18 protein-coding genes and 2 tRNA genes are annotated in these 17,000 nt (G+C 72.4%); 7 read left to right on the top strand and 13 right to left on the bottom strand.

The features are described from left to right. Positions 1 to 396 precede the first annotated feature (396 nt). The 6 genes from IE326_RS12380 to IE326_RS12355 form a co-directional block, all read right to left on the bottom strand. Positions 397 to 1,074: a class E sortase gene (locus IE326_RS12380; protein ID WP_190041522.1), complete on the bottom strand. Its 678-nt coding sequence runs from the start codon at positions 1,072 to 1,074 to the stop codon at positions 397 to 399. A 49-nt stretch (positions 1,075 to 1,123) separates the two neighbouring features. Continuing rightward, on the bottom strand, positions 1,124 to 3,007 hold the full coding sequence (locus tag IE326_RS12375) for a zinc ribbon domain-containing protein (protein ID WP_229915305.1): 1,884 nt from the start codon (positions 3,005 to 3,007) through the stop codon (positions 1,124 to 1,126). A 205-nt stretch (positions 3,008 to 3,212) separates the two neighbouring features. Further along, complete coding sequence (locus IE326_RS12370; protein ID WP_190041520.1) at positions 3,213 to 4,487, bottom strand: class E sortase; 1,275 nt, start codon at positions 4,485 to 4,487, stop codon at positions 3,213 to 3,215. Then, positions 4,484 to 5,122, bottom strand: coding sequence for an aminodeoxychorismate/anthranilate synthase component II (locus tag IE326_RS12365; protein ID WP_150229548.1), 639 nt, complete (start codon positions 5,120 to 5,122; stop codon positions 4,484 to 4,486). Before IE326_RS12365 ends, IE326_RS12370 begins: the two co-directional genes overlap by 4 nt. Next, a complete protein-coding gene (locus IE326_RS12360; RefSeq protein WP_150229550.1) occupies positions 5,119 to 5,313 on the bottom strand; it encodes a hypothetical protein in 195 nt (64 codons plus the stop codon). The genes IE326_RS12365 and IE326_RS12360 overlap by 4 nt, the downstream gene beginning before the upstream one ends. 71 nt (positions 5,314 to 5,384) lie before the next feature. Continuing rightward, entirely contained in the window at positions 5,385 to 6,164 is a 780-nt protein-coding gene (locus IE326_RS12355) for a DUF881 domain-containing protein (protein WP_190041519.1), read from the bottom strand. Between the two features lie 140 nt (positions 6,165 to 6,304). Between IE326_RS12355 and crgA the strand changes: the two genes are divergently transcribed. Further along, the gene (crgA, locus tag IE326_RS12350) at positions 6,305 to 6,559 is read left to right on the top strand and encodes a cell division protein CrgA (protein WP_150229554.1); all 255 of its coding nucleotides are present in this window, start codon (positions 6,305 to 6,307) and stop codon (positions 6,557 to 6,559) included. Positions 6,560 to 6,862: 303 nt separating this feature from the next. On the opposite strand, the gene IE326_RS12345 is transcribed toward crgA, so the two are convergent. Beyond that, entirely contained in the window at positions 6,863 to 7,729 is an 867-nt protein-coding gene (locus IE326_RS12345; RefSeq protein ID WP_150229555.1) for a rhomboid family intramembrane serine protease, read from the bottom strand. Positions 7,730 to 7,752: 23 nt separating this feature from the next. Beyond that, positions 7,753 to 8,271 (bottom strand): peptidylprolyl isomerase, encoded by a 519-nt coding sequence (locus tag IE326_RS12340; RefSeq protein WP_150232870.1) that lies wholly within the window; start codon positions 8,269 to 8,271, stop codon positions 7,753 to 7,755. 276 nt (positions 8,272 to 8,547) lie between these two features. On the opposite strand from IE326_RS12340, the gene IE326_RS12335 reads away from it, so the two are divergent. Further along, positions 8,548 to 9,300 carry a DUF5324 family protein gene (locus tag IE326_RS12335; protein ID WP_170313840.1) on the top strand — a complete coding sequence of 251 codons (753 nt, stop codon included), beginning with the start codon at positions 8,548 to 8,550 and terminating at the stop codon, positions 9,298 to 9,300. Positions 9,301 to 9,358: 58 nt separating this feature from the next. On the opposite strand, the gene IE326_RS12330 is transcribed toward IE326_RS12335, so the two are convergent. Further along, positions 9,359 to 9,730, bottom strand: coding sequence for a DUF6344 domain-containing protein (locus IE326_RS12330; RefSeq protein WP_190041518.1), 372 nt, complete (start codon positions 9,728 to 9,730; stop codon positions 9,359 to 9,361). A gap of 332 nt (positions 9,731 to 10,062) precedes the next feature. Between IE326_RS12330 and IE326_RS12325 the strand changes: the two genes are divergently transcribed. The 3 genes from IE326_RS12325 to IE326_RS12315 all read left to right on the top strand — a co-directional run bounded on the left by IE326_RS12325 (position 10,063) and on the right by IE326_RS12315 (position 12,677). Next, positions 10,063 to 11,265, top strand: a complete 1,203-nt coding sequence (locus tag IE326_RS12325; RefSeq protein ID WP_190041517.1) for an NAD(P)/FAD-dependent oxidoreductase — start codon at positions 10,063 to 10,065, stop codon at positions 11,263 to 11,265. 33 nt (positions 11,266 to 11,298) lie between these two features. After that, complete coding sequence (locus tag IE326_RS12320; RefSeq protein ID WP_150229561.1) at positions 11,299 to 12,204, top strand: RNA polymerase sigma-70 factor; 906 nt, start codon at positions 11,299 to 11,301, stop codon at positions 12,202 to 12,204. 68 nt (positions 12,205 to 12,272) lie between these two features. Beyond that, entirely contained in the window at positions 12,273 to 12,677 is a 405-nt protein-coding gene (locus IE326_RS12315) for a hypothetical protein (protein WP_150229563.1), read from the top strand. A gap of 90 nt (positions 12,678 to 12,767) precedes the next feature. Here the strand turns inward: IE326_RS12315 and IE326_RS12310 are convergent. Continuing rightward, a tRNA-Ala gene (locus tag IE326_RS12310) sits at positions 12,768 to 12,840 on the bottom strand. 128 nt (positions 12,841 to 12,968) lie between these two features. Between IE326_RS12310 and IE326_RS12305 the strand changes: the two genes are divergently transcribed. Both IE326_RS12305 and IE326_RS12300 read left to right on the top strand, forming a co-directional pair. Then, positions 12,969 to 13,520 carry a helix-turn-helix domain-containing protein gene (locus tag IE326_RS12305; protein ID WP_030761314.1) on the top strand — a complete coding sequence of 184 codons (552 nt, stop codon included), beginning with the start codon at positions 12,969 to 12,971 and terminating at the stop codon, positions 13,518 to 13,520. 61 nt (positions 13,521 to 13,581) lie between these two features. Continuing rightward, the gene (locus tag IE326_RS12300; protein WP_190041516.1) at positions 13,582 to 14,988 is read left to right on the top strand and encodes a serine/threonine-protein kinase; all 1,407 of its coding nucleotides are present in this window, start codon (positions 13,582 to 13,584) and stop codon (positions 14,986 to 14,988) included. Between the two features lie 45 nt (positions 14,989 to 15,033). On the opposite strand, the gene IE326_RS12295 is transcribed toward IE326_RS12300, so the two are convergent. From IE326_RS12295 to IE326_RS12285, 3 genes are all read right to left on the bottom strand, one after another. Next, on the bottom strand, positions 15,034 to 16,371 hold the full coding sequence (locus IE326_RS12295) for a hypothetical protein (RefSeq protein ID WP_190041515.1): 1,338 nt from the start codon (positions 16,369 to 16,371) through the stop codon (positions 15,034 to 15,036). Positions 16,372 to 16,638: 267 nt separating this feature from the next. Continuing rightward, positions 16,639 to 16,773 carry a DLW-39 family protein gene (locus IE326_RS12290; protein ID WP_208809277.1) on the bottom strand — a complete coding sequence of 45 codons (135 nt, stop codon included), beginning with the start codon at positions 16,771 to 16,773 and terminating at the stop codon, positions 16,639 to 16,641. 147 nt (positions 16,774 to 16,920) lie between these two features. Continuing rightward, a tRNA-Ile gene (locus IE326_RS12285) sits at positions 16,921 to 16,994 on the bottom strand. Positions 16,995 to 17,000: the final 6 nt, after the last annotated feature.

The following is a 17,000-nucleotide window of genomic DNA, read 5'->3' as shown; positions in this document are numbered from 1 at the left end:
CAATATCCATGTGTACTACGATTCGTCTACGGGGCGAAACTGCGCGGTGACCGTGAAGACGACAGCAGGTGGATACGGCACCTCCAGCTTCGTCAGCGTCACACTGGCCGTATGCAAGACGAGCACGCCCGGAGCTTTCTGCGACAGTGCAGGGCAGCCGACCGCATACGAGGGGGACCACTTTAACTACTATGCTGGCCCGGTTAGCGTATACGCGGCCGGAAGGTGCATTCACCTCTACGGACAAGTTTCTTCCGTTGCTCCTATAGCTACTGGCCAGAGCGGAAGCGGCGGCGTTCACTGCGGCTAAAGCAAGTCTCGCATGCTCTTCGGTGCCCGGCTTCACGTCGGGCACCGAAGAAGCGCATCAAATAATGAGGTCGAATCTAGAACCCGTCAGCGGAGTTCGACCGGCGGGGTGCGGTCCGCGTCGACCTTCTCCGTGCGGGCGAGCTCGCCCCAGACGATGTAGCGGTAGTCCGAGGTGTACATCGGGGTGCAGGTGGTCAGGGTGATGTACCGGCCGGGCTTGTCCTTGCCGGACTCCCCGGGGACCGGCTGGAGGACGTCCACGTTGTACTTCGTGGTCTCCGGGAGCGTCTTGTAGACCTTGTAGACGTACCAGGTGTCCTTGGACTCGAAGACGATCGGATCGCCGTTCTTCAACTTGTGGATGTCGTGGAACTTGGCGCCGTGGCCGTCGCGGTGGGCGGCGAGCGTGAAGTTGCCCTCCTCGTCCTGCGGGAGGGCGGACCTGACCGGCTCGGTGTAGTAGCCGGCGACGCCGTTGTTGAGGACCGAGGGCTCGGTGCCCCGCTTCACGAGGATCTCGTCGCCGCCGAAGGCGGGAACGTGGAGGAAGCCGAGCCCGCCCTTGGTGTCGAGGGCGCCGGGGCCTTCGTCGGCCCATTCGCCGCGGACCTGGGCGCCCTCCTTGTCGGCCGCGCGGTCGGCGAGGACGTTCGTCCACCACAGCGAGTAGACGACGAAGAGTCCGAGCACGAGGCCGGCTGTGATGAGGAGTTCGCCGAAGACGCTGATGAGCCCGGCGATCCGGTTGCGCGCACGTGACACTGGGTCGGCCCTCGTCCCTTCTGGAGGTGTGGGGTCTCAGCGTCTCTGATCAGCCGAGCGACCCCATCCGAACCGTAGGGTCCGGTATGGGTACTGTCCACCTGGCTGGGGAGGCGTGGGCGTGGAGGTGGAATCCCGCGCCCAGCGCTGCTCCGCGCGGCCGATGTCGGCGGTTGGTGGGTGCGCTGATCGTGGTCACGCTCTGGTGCCGGTGGGCTGCGCGGGGCAGTCGGGGCCGGTCCGTTGGTGCGTGTCCCTCCGGACGCTTGCCGGCACGGCCCGGGGGTCGTGCCGGGGAGGGAACCCCGCGTCGCCTGGGCGCGGGGCGGTGGGTGCGCGGCCGGGTCGGGCCGGTCTTGGACCGGTCCGCTCGGCTGGTCTTCGGGGCGGCGGTGATCACGGCCGTGGCTTCGAGCCGGTCGACCACCGTGCGGATGACCACCTGCCCGCTGGTGCGGTCGGTGGTGGTCTTGGTCTGGTGGGCCAGGCCGCGTGCGGCGATGCGGCGCCAGGCGCCCTGGTCGCGGTCGCCCTGCCACCCGCAGCCGGGGCAGAGGGCCCATTTCCAGCCCCGCGTGGTGGGCCGGTCGGGGGCCTTGCGATGCCGCAAGGGCGTGAGGCAGTGCGGGCAGTGCCGGGAGGTGTTCCTGGCGGGAACGGTGACGACGGCGATGCCGGTCTCGGCGGCGAGGTGCCGCATCCACTCGGCGATCTGGCCTCGCACGGTCTGGGCCAGGCGGGTGTTCGTCGTGCGGCCCATGCCCCTGGCTTCCAGTGAGCGCAGGTCTTCCAGGTAGATGACCGTGGCCCCGGCCGCGACGGCCTGGTCCACGGCCCAGCGGGCCGCTGCCCGGGCGAGGGCGTCGTTGAGGTGCGAGCGGCGTGCCGCGACGCGCCGGATCTCCTCGGTGAGCACCGCGTGTTTGCCGTCCAGGGTGGGGTCGGCGAGCCGGGTGTAGTGGTCGGTCCTGGCGTGCAGGTGCTCGCTGACGCGGCGCAGCCGGTGCTGCTTGGCCAGGACCCCGGCCGCCCGGAACTGCGCGCCCGTCCCGAGGGCGGTGATCCGCCCGTCGGCGTGCAGCCGGACCGTGCCTGCGGACAGGAGGGTGTTCAGACCCCAGTCCACCCCGAGCGCGACCGTGTGCCCGGTGCGCCGGAGCCTGGGCACGGCATGGGTGAAGGCCAGGTCGGCCCGGACTCTTCCGCCCGTGGGACGCAGGGTGGGCAGGTGGAGCACCGCGTTCGCCGGGACCGTGGGCGGCAGTGTGATCGGGCAGGCCACCCAGGTCCAGTCCGCGTACGAAGCTGGGTCGGGCCGGGTGGGGAGTTGCAGCCGCAGCAGCGCCCGGTGCCCGTCATCGGCGCGTTCAAGGGTGGCCTGCTGGCCGTCGCACGCGGCGAGCAGCAGCATCCGTGCCGTACCCGGCGACGGTTCCAGCTCGAACACATCCACCGGGAGACGCCCGTGCCTGCGCGCGTACGCGGTGATCTGGCGGGTACGGGAACGGATCACGCCAGAGGGCAGGTGCTCCCCGCCGGGGATCGCGGCGCGCACCGCGTCCCACTCGGCAGGCGTGCGCCTGTCCGGGTCGGCAGGCCACGTGGCCAGTACCCCGGCCACCAGGTCGGCGCGCCACTTCACCGACCGCAGCATCCGCCCGGCCTGCTCCTGAGCCATGCGCACGATCCGGTCGTTCACCCGCACCCCGGCCGGCGGGGCGACACCCCAGCCCAGGCGACGCAACGCCATCCACGCCTGCGACGGCAGATTCGTCCCACCCGCGTCCACACCGGAGGCCAGCGCATCGATGTCGGCGGCGTTCCAGTGTTCGGACAGCAGCGGACCCGCCATGCCCTCCACGAGACCGGCGCACCAGCCCACCCGCTCCGCGAGAGCGGCGGTGGTGAGGACCTCGCCGGTCTTCTCGTCCACACCCGATCGGAGCAGGACGGGCGCGCAGGCGGTACGAGCCGCCTCCCCCTCACCCAACGGCAGCCTCCGGCCCACCGATACCCCTCCCCTCACCCCTGGTGCTGTCATCTGATCAACGACACCACCACGGAAGGGTCACGCATTCGATCCATGAACCTGCGAACGACATCGGTCATGCTCGCCAGAGACCCCGAAGAAAGGCGCGTCAGCCTACGAGCGCGGTCGGCTTTCCCTTGCTGCGCGGCCGTTCCTCGACCAGCTTTCCCCACACGATCATGCGGTAGGTGCTGGTGAACTCGGGCGTGCAGGTGGTCAGGGTGATGTACCGGCCGGGTCCGGTGAAGCCGGATCCCTTGGGGACGGGGTCGATGACGGAGATGTTGGAGGGTGCGGTCTGGGGGAGGATGCTCGCCATCTCGTAGGTGTAGTAGGCGTCCTGGGTCTCGACCACGATGGGGTCGCCGGGCTTGAGCCGGTTGATGTAGCGGAACGGCTCGCCGTGGGTGTTGCGGTGGCCGGCGACGGCGAAGTTGCCCTGCTTGTCGGAGGGCATGGCGGTCTTGAGCTTGCCCTCGCCGTAGTGGCCGACCATGCCCTTGTCGAGGACCTTGGGCTTGCTGATGCCCTCGGCGACGGGGACGACGACGTCCAGCTTGGGGATGTACATGATGGCGAAGCCCTCGCCGGGGGCGAAGACGTCCGGCTTGCTCTCGCCCTTGGCCCAGGTGTCCTCGATCTTGGCCTTGGCCTGGTCGGTCTCCTGGCCGGCGAGGACGTTGGTCCACCACAGCTGGTAGGCGACGAAGAGGAGCATGACGACGCCGAGGGTGATGAACAGTTCGCCGACGACGACGCCGATGGTGTCCTTGGCCGCCTTGGCCTCCCGCCGGGCGGCACGGCGGGCCTCCACCCGGGACAGGGGCCGCCCGCCGGCGTCCCCGGCCGGCCCGGGCCCGGCTCCGGGCTGCGGGGCGGCGCCCCTGCGGCCCTTGCCCCGGCCCTGCTGGGCGGCGCGGCGCCGCTCGGCCCGTCCGGGCCCGGGAAGGGGCTCCACGGGCTCCTGCGCACCCTCGGTGACCTCCGGCAGCTCCCGCGTCTCCGTGGCCCCGTACGGCTCGCGTACGGCCTCGTACGCCTCGGTCGTGGGCTCGTACGGCTCGGGGGCGGCTCGGTACGGCTCGGGGGCGGCTTCGTACGGCTCGGGTATGGACCCGTACGCGGGCTCCTGCGGGGCCGGGGCGGCGGGGGGCGGTGCCCCCTGGCCGTACGCCGGCCCGTTCCCGTACCCGGGCTCGGAGGGGTACGGATACGGCTGCGGGGGCTGCTGCCCGTAGTCGTACGGGCCCTGCTCGTACGGGCCCTGCTCGTAGGAGGCCCGCTCGTAAGGGGCCCGGTCGTACGGTCCGGGGCCGTGCTCCTGGGGTATCGGCTCGGTCCCGGGCTGTTCGGAGGCCCGGAACCACGGCGAGCCCGTGGTCACGCGACGGCCTTGCCCACCACCGGAGCGAGCCCCGCCGACCGGCCGACCGCTCCTTCGTCCCCGCACCGCACCAGCCAGTTGGCGAGCATCAGGTGGCCGTGCTCGGTGAGCACCGACTCGGGGTGGAACTGGACCCCTTCGACGGGCAGTTCGCGGTGGCGGAGGCCCATGATGATGCCGTCCTCGGTCCGCGCGGTGACTTCGAGCTCGGCGGGCAGGGCGGCCGGCTCGGCGGCGAGCGAGTGGTAGCGGGTGGCCGTGAACGGCGAGGGGAGGCCGGCGAAGACGCCCTTGCCCTCGTGGACGACGGGCGAGGTCTTGCCGTGCAGCAGCTCGGGGGCGCGGTCGACGACGCCGCCGTAGGCGACCGCCATCGACTGCATGCCGAGGCAGACGCCGAAGACGGGCACCCCGGTGTCGGCGCAGTGCCGCACCATGTCGACGCAGACGCCGGCCTGCTCGGGGGAGCCGGGTCCCGGCGACAGCAGGACGCCGTCGAAGCCGTCCTGGGCGTGGCTCAGCTCCACCTCGTCGTTGCGGAGCACCTCGCACTCGGCGCCGAGCTGGTAGAGGTACTGCACGAGGTTGAAGACGAAGCTGTCGTAGTTGTCGACGACGAGAATTCGCGCGCTCACTGGCCGTCCACCGTCACATCGTTGAACGGAAGCAGAGGCTCCGCCCAGGGGAACACGTACTGGAAGAGGACGTAGACGATGCCGAGCACCAGCGCGACGGAGATCAGCGCCCGTACCAGCGCGTTGCCCGGCAGATGCCGCCAGATCCAGCCGTACATGACGTCGCCGCCCCTTCCGTTCGTTACGGGCACCAGAGTACGGGGCGAGGACCCCGTCGGGGGGAAGCTGTCCGAAGCCTGTGGACAACCGGTCCCGGTCGGTCCTAGGCGGCGGGCTTCGCGTGGTGGAGGTCGACCGCGCCGGTGTAGCCGGGGAGGGTGACGTCCTTGTGGTCGTCGACCTTCCAGCCGAGCCCGTAGGCCTTCACGTACAGCTGGTAGTTCTGGAGCGCCGGGGAGTCGGCGAGGGCCTTGTCGAGGCGTCCGCGGTCACCGACGGCGGTGATCCTGTAGGGCGGCGAGTAGACGCGGCCCTGGAGGATGAGGGTGTTGCCGACGCAGCGGACCGCGCTGGTGGAGATGAGCCGCTGGTCCATGACGCGGATGCCTTCGGCGCCGCCCTCCCAGAGGGCGTTGACGACGGCCTGGAGGTCCTGCTGGTGGATGACCAGGTCGTTGGCCTGCGGCTCGGGGTAGCCGGGGGCGGCCTGGGCGTCGGACGGGGCGTCGTTCAGGGTGACGGTGAGGCCGGGGCCGGAGACCTCGGCGGTGCCCGCGGCGGTCTCCAGTGCCTTCAGCCGCCGGTCCTCGGCGGCGGTCGAGCCGTCGTCGCGGGCGGCGAGGGAGTCGACCTCGCCGCGCAGGGCGGCGGCGGTCTCGTCGAGGCCGGCGTTCTTGTGGCTGCGTTCCTCGATGAGGTCGGAGAGCCTCAGGAGGGAGGCGTCCGTGCGGATGTTGGTGCCCTTGGCGGTGTTGAAACTGGTGACGAAGAGCAGCCCGGCGAGGGCGAAGACGGCGAGGGTCAGCAGCCGGACGGGACGCCAGCGGGGGGCGCGGGCCGGTCCGGCGGGGGGTTCGCCCGGCGTGTCGGCGGAATTGCTCAACGTACCCTGATCCCCTTCTGTGCCGCGGAACCACTACGCTAACGGACGCCCGGGGGGCGCAGTCGACCTGCTACGTCACATCCCGGCGACAGCCACAGTTCCCTGCGCGGTCACGCAGCGCATCGACAGGAGAGTCCCTCGTGCCGAAGTCACGGATCCGCAAGAAGGCCGACTACACGCCCCCGCCGGCGAAGCAGGCCGCCACCATCAAGCTGACGAACCGCAGCTGGGTCGCCCCGGTGATGCTGGCCCTGTTCACCATCGGTCTGGTGTGGATCGTGGTCTTCTACGTCACCGACGGTTCGCTCCCGATCGAGTCGATCAGGAACTGGAACATCGTGGTCGGCTTCGGCTTCATCGCGGCCGGGTTCGGTGTCTCCACGCAGTGGAAGTGAGCCCTTTAGGGGCGCTTAGCGGGTCCGCGCGGCCGTCGTCAAGCTCACCCCAGAGTTTATCCACAGCGTTGTGCACAGCACTGGATAACTTACGAAGATCTGTGGATAACTCACACCGGGTTGACGCCGGTACGACCGCGAACGACTGTCCACAGCAGCCCTGAGCCCCCTGCCTCCCTGGAGAAAACCCAGGTCAGAGGCAGGGGGCTCGGTCGTTCTCACGGCGGTGGGGAGAACCGGGCACACGCTGTGGATAACTCTGGGGAAAGCTCGCTTCCCCAGCTCATCCACAGACCTGTGCACTCAGGTGAGCGCCGCCGTCCGGGCCAGGACGACGCCCACGTCGATCAGCAGCAGCAGTCCACAGGCCCCGAACTGGATCAGCTCCCGGCGGGCCCGGGGCGCCTGCACCAGCGCGAAGGTCAGGAGCGCGCCGGCCACCAGACCGCCGACGTGCGCCTCCCACGAGATCCCCGGGCGGGTGAACGTCATGACCAGGGACAGCGCCACGAAGAGGGCCACCGGACGCATGTCGTGGCGCCGCCGCCGGGCCAGCACCGCCCAGGCGCCGATCAGCCCGTAGACGATGCCCGAGGCGCCCAGCGAGGGCTGGTTCGGGGCGGCGACGACATAGGCGAGGACCGAGCCGGACAACCCGGAGACCAGGCACAGCAGCGCGTACCGGGACCGGCCGAGCTCGGGCTCGACGATGCCGCCGATCACCCACAGGCCGATCAGGTTGAAGAGGATGTGCCACGGCTCCTGGTGCAGGACCGTGGAGGTGAGCAGCCGGTACCACTCCCCGTCCGCGACCCCGACGACCTCGCCGAGCAGCGGGTTGTACGCGTACCCGATCAGCACCAGCTCGTCGACGAGGCGGTCGCCGAGGACCAGCACCAGGCCGTAGACCAGCACGCAGGTCCCGATGAGGATCTTGGTGACCAGCCGGTCGTCGCTCCTGACCCGGCCGCCCGCGAGCGTCCTCGCCTGGTTGGCGCCGGCCGCGTGCCCGGTGCCGGAGCCGGTCCGGACGCAGTCGGGGCACTGGAAGCCGACGGAGGCGGAGATCATGCACTCCGGGCAGATGGGCTTCTCGCAGCGGGTGCAGCGGATGCCCGTCTCGGTGCCGGGGTGGCGGTAGCAGTGAGGCGTTCCGGACTGCGTGTCCATGGGCGGGGTCCCGTCCTTCCCGGTCAGCGCTGCTCGATCACCACGGACTCGACCACGACGTCCGTCAGCGGCCGCTGGGTCTGGGCGTCGGTGGGGACCGCCGCGATGGCGTCCACGACGGCCCGGCTCTTGGGGTCCACCACCTCGCCGAAGATGGTGTGCTTGCGGTTCAGCCAGGTCGCGGGGCCGACCGTGATGAAGAACTGCGAGCCGTTGGTGCCCGGGCCCGCGTTGGCCATCGCCAGCAGGTACGGCCGGTCGAACCACAGCTCGGGGTGGAACTCGTCCGGGAACTCGTAGCCCGGGCCGCCGGTGCCGGTGCCCAGCGGGTCGCCGCCCTGGATCATGAAGTCGCCGATGACCCGGTGGAAGACCGTGCCGTCGTAGAGGGGCTCCGAGGAGACCTGCCCGGTGCCCGGGTGGGTCCACTCGCGCGCGCCGGTGGCGAGTTCGGTGAAGTTCCGCACCGTCTTCGGCGCGTGGAACGGCATCAGGCGCACCTCGATGTCGCCCGCGCTGGTCTTGAGGATCGCGTACGGCATGGCCACGGTCCGCCTTCCCTCCCTGGTCGTGCGTCACGCCGGGGGACGGATCGCCTCACGTGCCCGCGGCTCTGGCGAGTCCGATCCTCGCATGCCGGAGCGGCCCCGAACGGCCCGTCCGCGTCCCCCGCCCGCTCCGGGCGGCCGTACCGTCCGCTCCGGCCGGCTGCCCCGGATGCCCGCCCCGCATGACGGGAACGGTTCCGGCAGGCATGATGCCGAAAAGGATGGAAAGGTGAAAAACCGACACCGCTCGCCACCGAGGAGGAGGAACCCGTGAGTCGCATGGACAGCGTGCGCGCCGCGACGGATTCGGCGAAGGAAAGCGTCCTGCACGCCGCGGACGTGGTGGCGCCGTACGCCGGCACGGCCAAGGACCAGGCCGCGCACTATGCCCACGAGGCACGGGTGCGGCTCGCACCCAAGGTGTCGGGCGCCGCTCGGCAGGCGCGCGCACAGGCCCGCGCGCAGTACGCCGCGTACGTGGCACCGCATGTGCCGCCGGGGGTCGACGAGGCCGCGCATCGCGCCGCGGTCCGGACCCGCTCGGTCGCCCATCAGGTGGCCGACTACACCGTGCCGCGCGTCGAGCACGCGGTCGCCGCGACCGGTCCCGTCCTCGGGGAGGCCGGGTCGCGTTCCACTGCCGCCTGGGCCGCGCTACGCGGTCAGGTGACGCCGGACGACGTCCGGAAGATCGTGAGGAAGCAGGAGCGCCGGGCCAGGGCCGGGCGTCTCGTCAAGGTGCTCGCCCTGACGGGCGTGCTGGTCGGCGGCGCGTTCGCCGCCTGGAAGTGGTGGGACCGGCAGGCCAATCCCGACTGGCTGGTCGAGCCGCCCGCTCCCACCGACGGGGACGAGAGCTCGGGCACGCCGTTCGCCTCGGAGGTGCTCACGAGCGCGGAGGGCGGGGCCGGGACGGTCGTGTCCGCGGAGTCCGGGGTCGACGTGGAGGTCGAGACCGAGGCCGTGCCCGGGATCGAGACGGAGAAGGAGACCGAGTCCACGGAGCCCGACGAGCGCCGCTGAGCCGGAACCGCGTACGCGGCGGGGTGCGGGGAGGGAGACCGTGTGCTCTCCCCGCACCCTAGGCCGCCGTCGCGAGGGCGAGTTCGGCGAGGGCCACCGGGTCGCTCGCGAGCGGAGCGGCGGCGCGGGAGTGCCGGACGGAGGGCGAGGAGCCGTGCGCCTCGGCGCCGATGCGCTGCTTGATGGTGGGCGGCAGCGAGCCCTGCGCGACGGGGTACCAGGGCTCCGCCCGCCGCTGGGTGACGACGCCTGCGGCACGCTCGGCGACGGCCGGGGCGGGGGCGGCGGCGGGGGCGGCCGGCTCCTCGGGCTGGGTGACCGGGGCCTGGCCGCGGGCGGCGGCGGGGGTCGCCAGGCCGACGGAGGCGAGCAGGGCGAAGAGGACGGAGATGAAGGCGGTCCAGAACTGCTTGACCTTGGCGGTGGCCATGGTCCCTCTCTTTCGCTGGTGGGGCGTTCTCGGATGGTTCATTTCGGGTTGCGCGCTTTACATACCTTTCTCATGATCTGTACGGGGTGCCGGATCCGGCGCAGCGACGCCGCGGCCGCGCAGTTCTTCCGATGAACACCACCCGTTCGGCCCCCTCGCCCCCGGCTTCCCCGCCCCGCTCCCGCCGTCCGCGGCTTCCCCGCCCTTCTGCCGCGCCCTCTCCTCACACCTCCCTCGCACCCCCCGCTCAGTGATCCCCGTCACACCTGCGTCACAGGCGAAGGCCCCTCGGTGTCTTGAGGCCGACCCCCTGAAGACGGAGGAGAGACACCATGAGCGGGAACACCCGAGTGGTCGTGATCGGCGGCGGGTACGCCGGCGTCATGGCGGCCAACCGCCTCACCCTGCGCGACGACGTCACCGTGACCGTGGTCAACCCCCGGCCGTCGTTCGTCGCCCGCCTCCGGCTGCACCAGCTGGTCGGCGGCAGCCACCCCGCGACCGTCCGGTACGAGGAGGTGCTGGCGGAACGCGTACGGCTCGCCGTCGGCTCCGTGGACCGGATCGACGCCCCCGCGCGCGTGGTGACGCTGGAGTCGGGCGCCACCCTCCCGTACGACTACCTGGTCTACGCGGTCGGCAGCACCACCGCCCGCCCCGAGGTCCCCGGCGCCCTCGCCCACGCCCACCAGGTCGCGGAACTGGAGGCGGCCGAGCGGCTGCGGGCCGCCGTCGCCGCCCTGCCCGCCGGAGCCCCGGTCACCGTCGTCGGCGCGGGCCCCACCGGCATCGAGACCGCAGCCGAACTCGCCGACGGAGGCCGCCGCCCGGTGTCCCTGGTCTGCGGCGGCGTCCTCGGCCCCTACCTCCACCCCCGGGCCCGCCGCTCGGCCGCCCGGCGGTTCGCCGCCCTCGGGGTCACCGTCCTCGACGGCCCCGGCACGCGGGTCACCGAGGTGACGGAGGACTCCGTCCGGCTCGCCGACGGCCGCGCGGTGACCGGCCGGCTCACCGTCTGGACCGCCGGGTTCGGCGTCCCCGACCTGGCCGCGCGCAGCGGCCTGAGCACCGACGCGGCCGGAAGGCTGCTCACCGACGAGACGCTCACCAGCGTCGACGACGGGCGGATCGTCGCGGCCGGGGACGGCGCGGCCCCCTCGGACCTGCCCTTCCGGATGAGCGCCTACGTCGCCGGCTGCCTCGGCGCGCACGCCGCCGACACCGTCCTCGCCCGCCTCGCGGCCCGGGAGCCGGCCCCCGTGGACGTGGCGTTCAACGCGATGTGCCTGAGCCTCGGCCGCGACACCGCGATCTTCCAAATCGCACACAAGGACGACCGGCCGATGCGAATCTATGTCGGCGGGCGGCCGGGGGCGAAGCTCAAGGAACTCGCCTGCGCGCTCAGCGTCAAGCACCTGACCGGGGAGGCCCGGAAGCCCGGCACGCACTCCTGGCAGAAGGACGGCGGACACCGCGCCCGGCGGCTGCGTGAGCGCGCCGGCGTCCCGGCGGCCACCCCCGAGCACGCGGCCTGACGGCACGGACGAGGAACGGGGAGAGACCGCGAGATGCCCAGCGAACCCACCACCGGCACCGACCCGGCGACCGAGACCTTCGTCGCCCACCGCAACCTGCTCTTCACCGTGGCCTACGAGATGCTCGGCTCGGCCGCCGACGCCGAGGACGTCCTCCAGGAGACCTGGCTGCGCTGGACCGGGGTCGACCTGGAGCAGGTCCGCGACCGGCGGGCGTACCTCGTGCGGATCACCACCCGGCAGGCCCTCAACCGGCTCCGCACCGTGCGGCGCCGCCGGGAGGCGTACGTCGGCCAGTGGCTGCCGGAACCGCTGCTGACCGCGCCGGACGTGGCCGAGGACGTCGAGCTCACCGAGAGCGTCTCCATGGCGATGATGCTGGTCCTGGAGACCCTCACCCCCACCGAGCGGGCCGTCTTCGTCCTCCGCGAGGTCTTCGAGGTGGGGTACGACGAGATCGCGGCGGCCGTCGACAAGACCCCGGCCGCCGTCCGCCAGATCGCGCACCGGGCCCGCCGGCACGTCGACGCCCGCCGCCCCCGCACCACGGTCTCCGCCCGGGAGGCCCGCGCGGTCGCGGACTCCTTCCGGCGGGCCCTGGAGACCCGGGACCCCCAGGACTTCCTGGACCTGCTCGCCCCCGACGTCGTCCTCGTCAGCGACGGCGGCGGGATCAAGCGGGCCGCCGTCCGCCCGGTCCTCGGCGCCGACAAGGTGACCCGCTTCTACCTCGGCGGCTCCCTCAAGGCCGAGGCCGAGGTGACCACCGAGCCCACCTTCGTCAACGGCTCTCCGGCGCTCGCCGTGTTCCTCGACGGCGAGCTGGACGGCGTCATGGCGATGCGCGTCGAGGACGGCCGGATCAGCGGCCTCTACTACGTCCGCAACCCCGAGAAGCTCGGCCGCGTCGCCGCCGAGACCCCCCTCACCCTCCGCTGAGGGACCCGCCCCACGCCCTCCTCGCCCCGCCCCTCGCCCCGCCCTCTCGCCCTCGAAAGGACCCCCGGATGTCCGGACAGACCGTGGCGGCGACGCCGCGCGCCGCCGCCTTCCCCAAGGCCGTCAGGGCCGCCGTCGCCCTCCAGGCCCTGGCCCTGTTCTTCCAGACGGCCACCGCCGGAGCCCTGATCGCCTCCTCGTCGCGGGGCGCGCTGCTCCACGACGCCGGCTCCCGGGTGATGTACGGCGCCACGATGCTCTACGTGCTGGCCGCGATCGTGGCCTGGCGCCCGGGCGGCGGCAGCCCCCGCCCCGTCCTGTACGCCACCGGGTTCCTCGTGCTCGCCTCCGTGCAGGTCGTCCTGGGCGTCGCCCATCTGCCCGCGTTCCACGTCCCCTTGGGCGTCGCGATGGTCGCGCTCGGCGTCCTGGACCTGGCCCGCGTCCTGACCCGCCCCACCGGGCCGCGGTAGACAGCGGCACTCTCCGTCCCCGCCGGCCCGGCGGGACGACGAGAACACCCCCCTGACCGCTTCTCGCCAGGTCAGGGGGGTGTGACTGTGTGGAGCCTAGGGGAGTCGAACCCCTGACATCTGCCATGCAAAGACAGCGCTCTACCAACTGAGCTAAGGCCCCGGAACGAGAACAGCGTACCGGGTCTCCCCCGGTCCGGGGCAAAAGGTGGGGACTCCCGGTGGACGACCACTCTCCGTAAGATGCTGACCGAGGTTCGCAGTGGCGAACCGCAGGGATGGGGAGAAGTGATGGACGCAGCGCAGCAGGAAGCCACGGCAAGAGCCAGAGAGCTTCAGCGCAGTTGGTACGGGGAGCCGCTGGGGGCGCTCTTCCGCCGGCTGATCGACGACCTCGGGCTCAATCAGGCCAGGCTGGCCGCCGTGCTCGGGCTCTCCGCGCCCATGCTCTCCCAGCTCATGAGCGGCCAGCGCGCCAAGATCGGCAACCCGGCCGTGGTCCAGCGCGTCCAGGCCCTCCAGGAGCTCGCCGTCCAGGTCGCCGACGGCAGCGTCAGCGCCGCCGAGGCCACCGACCGGATGGACGAGATCAAGAAGTCCCAGGGCGGCTCCGTCCTCACCGGCACCAGCGGCCAGACCGCCAACGGCTCCGGCGCCCCGACCGTGCGCCGCGTGGTCCGCGAGATCCAGTCGCTGTTGCGCTCCGTGGCCGCCGCCGGGGACATCATCGACGCCGCCGACTCCCTCGCCCCCGCCCACCCCGAACTGGCAGAGTTCCTCCGGGTGTACGGCGCCGGGCGCACCGCCGACGCGGTCGCGCACTACGAGTCGCACCAGAACTGACACGGCACGCACGACTGACGACTGACCGACTGACCGACTGACGGGGAGCGGGCGCAGCACGATGGGTGAGGTCTTCGCCGGCAGGTACGAGCTGGTCGATCCGATCGGGCGGGGCGGGGCCGGCGCGGTCTGGCGCGCCTGGGACCACCGCCGGCGCCGCTACGTGGCGGCCAAGGTGCTCCAGCAGAGCGACGCGCACACGCTGCTCCGCTTCGTCCGCGAGCAGGCGCTGCGGATCGACCACCCGCACGTCCTCGCCCCGGCCAGCTGGGCCGCCGACGACGACCAGGTCCTCTTCACGATGGACCTGGTCGCGGGCGGCTCGCTCGCCCACGTCATCGGCGACTACGGGGCGCTGCCGCCCCGCTATGTCTGCACCCTGCTCGACCAGCTCCTCTCGGGCCTGGCGACGGTGCACGCGGAGGGCGTGGTCCACCGCGACATCAAGCCGGCCAACATCCTGATGGAGGCCACCGGGACGGGCCGGCCGCACCTGCGCCTGTCGGACTTCGGCATCTCGATGCGCAAGGGCGAACCCCGGCTCACCGAGACCAACTACGTGGTGGGCACGCCCGGTTACTTCGCCCCCGAGCAGCTCCTCGGGGCGGAGCCCGACTTCACGGCGGACCTGTACGCGGTCGGGCTCGTCGCGCTCTACCTGCTGCACGGCACCCGGCCGGACTCCCAGGCGCTCGTGGAGCACTTCCTGGCCCACGGCACCCCGCCGGCCCCCGCGAGCGTCCCGGAGCCGCTGTGGCAGGTCATCGCCGGGCTGCTCCAGCCCGATCCGCAGGTCCGCTTCCGGACGGCCACGGGGGTGCGGAAGGCGCTGAGCGCGGCCGTGGAGCTGCTGCCCGAGACGGAGGACGGCGAGGAGCCGGTCGAGATCTTCGACCAGCTCGGCCCGCTGCCCGCGGGCTTCGGCCCCGACGGCCCCGTCGCCCGCCCGGCCCAGGACGCCCCGCGCCCGGTCCAGGACGCCCCGCGCCCGGTCCAGGACGCCCCGCAGGCCCCGCCCGCCCCGGTCGCGGCGCCCGCCGCCGTACCGCCCGCACAGGCTCCCCAGGCGTACCAGGAGCAGGGCCGGAACCCGTACCGGCAGGACGCGCCGGTGCCCTCGCCCTCCGAGACGGGCAGCTTCCACCTGCCCCCGCCGGTCGCGCATCCCGCCCCCTCTTTCGGCTCCCCGGTGCCGCGGGCCCCCGCCCCGCCCCACGGCTCCCACGCCCCTGCGCATCCCTACCCCGCCCGGACCGCCGGGGTGCCCGGCACCGTCCCCGAGACGCCCCTGGGATCGCCCCTGACATCACCCCTGGCACCGCCCCTGACCGCACCCCTGGCGTCGGCCTTCGCCCCGGAACCGGTTCCGGAACGCCGTCCGGGACCGCCCCCGAAGGTGGCGGTCCCGGTGCTGCTGCTCGCGCTGGTGTCGCTCGCGGTCGGCTTCTGGGCGCTGACCCAGATCTGAACCCGGATCCGGGAGCCCGGTCCGGATCCGAGGCGCCCCCGGCCCCTAGCGTCCCCCGGTGGGGCGGCGGGCCAGGAAGGTCCAGGCGCCGAGGCCGACGAGCAGGACGGTGCCCAGGCCGAGGCCGCCGGCGGCGAGGGCGACCATCGCGGTGCCGCCGCCGTCCGCCTCGGTGCCGGGGGAGCCGTTCGCGGCGGCCTTCTCGTCCTGGGCGGTCACCTGGAAGGCGCCGGCGTCGCCCGCGTACCCGGGGGCGGACTTCTTCGTCCCGGTGACGTCGACGCGCAGGGTCAGCGGGAGGGCCCCGTCGCCGTACTCCTCGGCGACCTCCGGGCTGAGGGTGGCGGTGAGGTAGTACCAGCCGGCGAACCGCATGCCGTTGGTGGCGGTCTCGTACGTGCTGCGGTTCTCGTGGGCGACCGGCCGCAGCGGGGCGAGGGCGACGGTGGCGGGCTTGCCGTTGTAGCTGCCCGTCCGGAGGTCGACGAAGCCGCGCGCCGGGTTGTCGATGCCGAGGGCGAGCGCGTAGCTGACGCTGTCGTCGCCGGCCGCGCTGCTGCCCAGTTCGGCGCTGGCGAAGACCTGCTGGCCCCAGTCGACCGGCACCCGCCAGAAGAGCGTCTGGCCGGGCCGGATCCGGGCCCGCCACTCGCCCCTCTCCACGGAGACCGCGCGGGCGAAGCCGTCCCCGCCCTGGCGGTCCTTCGCGTCGCCGACGGGCAGCGCGGGCATCTTCGAGGGCCAGGCCTCGGGCAGCTTGTCGGGGCCCTTCCCGGTCAGCAGCGGTTCGGTGAGGTGCTGGATCTCCAGTTCCCAGTCGTCCTGGGCGGATTCGGCGTCCGACTCGCGCTCGACGAGCACGTAGTACGGGCCGGCCTCCTGGCAGCTCGATTCGTCCGGGTCGACGATCCGGCGCGCGTAGGCGGTCAGGGGCCGGACGTGGTCGCCGACGGCGAAGTTGACGTCCTGGGAGCCGCATTCGGTGCCGCTGCCGTCCTGGATGCTCACCTGGAAGCCGTCGCCGTACGCGGCCTTCCCGCCCGGCTTCGGGACGGCGACGACGGAGACGTAGGAGTTCCGGTCCGTGCCCAGGTTGAGCCGGTAGTAGACCTTGCCGTCCTTCTTGAGGGTGTCCCGGTAGGTCCTGCCGGGCTCCAGCTCGACGGCGTTGCCGCTGGAGGCGGCGCCCGCGATCCGCTGCGCCGAGGCGTCGAAGGCGTACGGGGGGAGGTCCGGGCCCTCGGCCGCGCGCGCGGGCAGTGCGGTGAGCGTGCCGACCGCCGCGGCGGCCGTGAGGAGCGCCGCGGCCTTGCGCGGCCCGGCCGCGGTCCTTCTCCGCCGTCCGGTCCGCTCTCCGGCCGTGGCCCCCGCCTGCGTGCTCACGCGCTTCCCCTCGTCGTGTCCGTCGTGCCGGACCATCCTGCCCCGCGCGCGCCTCCGGTGTCCGCACGGGGGACGGATTCGCCCGCCGGGCCCGGCGGAGGGCGCTCACGCGGCCAGGACTTCGCCCGAGCAATCCCTTCGTTCGCTCACGCGAACCGGGGGTGCCCGGGGCCGTCGAGGGCCGGTCCCCGGGAAAAGGGGCCCGGAAAAGCCGTGATCCCGGCCGCGCGGTGCGCGGCCGGGATCACGGTTTCAGATGGGTGGGTCTCAGACACCGGAACCGGACGGCACGGAGTCGGTCGCCTCCGTCCACAGGTCCTGCTCGGCGCGATCCGCCTGGATCTGGCGGTACACGAGGAGCCCGCCGATGGCGGCCAGTGCGACCAGGAGCAGCTTCTTCACCGCGCGACCTCGTCTTTCGTTGACGTAGGAGACTTCTGATCCCCACTCTACACATCGACCGATACCGATCGGTGACCTGTACGAGCGCCAAACCTCACACAAAGAAATCGACCCGGACGGCGGAACCGTCCGGGTCGATCACTGCTGTGGGGCTAACAGGATTTGAACCTGTGGCCTCATCCTTATCAGGGATGCGCTCTAACCAACTGAGCTATAGCCCCGCCGCG

The organism is Streptomyces filamentosus (genome assembly GCF_014654895.1).
In the GTDB taxonomy this organism is placed as follows: Bacteria; Actinomycetota; Actinomycetes; order Streptomycetales; family Streptomycetaceae; genus Streptomyces; species Streptomyces filamentosus.
The sequence above is the reverse complement of the archived record's forward strand: the minus strand, read 5'-3'. Positions and strand labels throughout refer to the sequence as shown.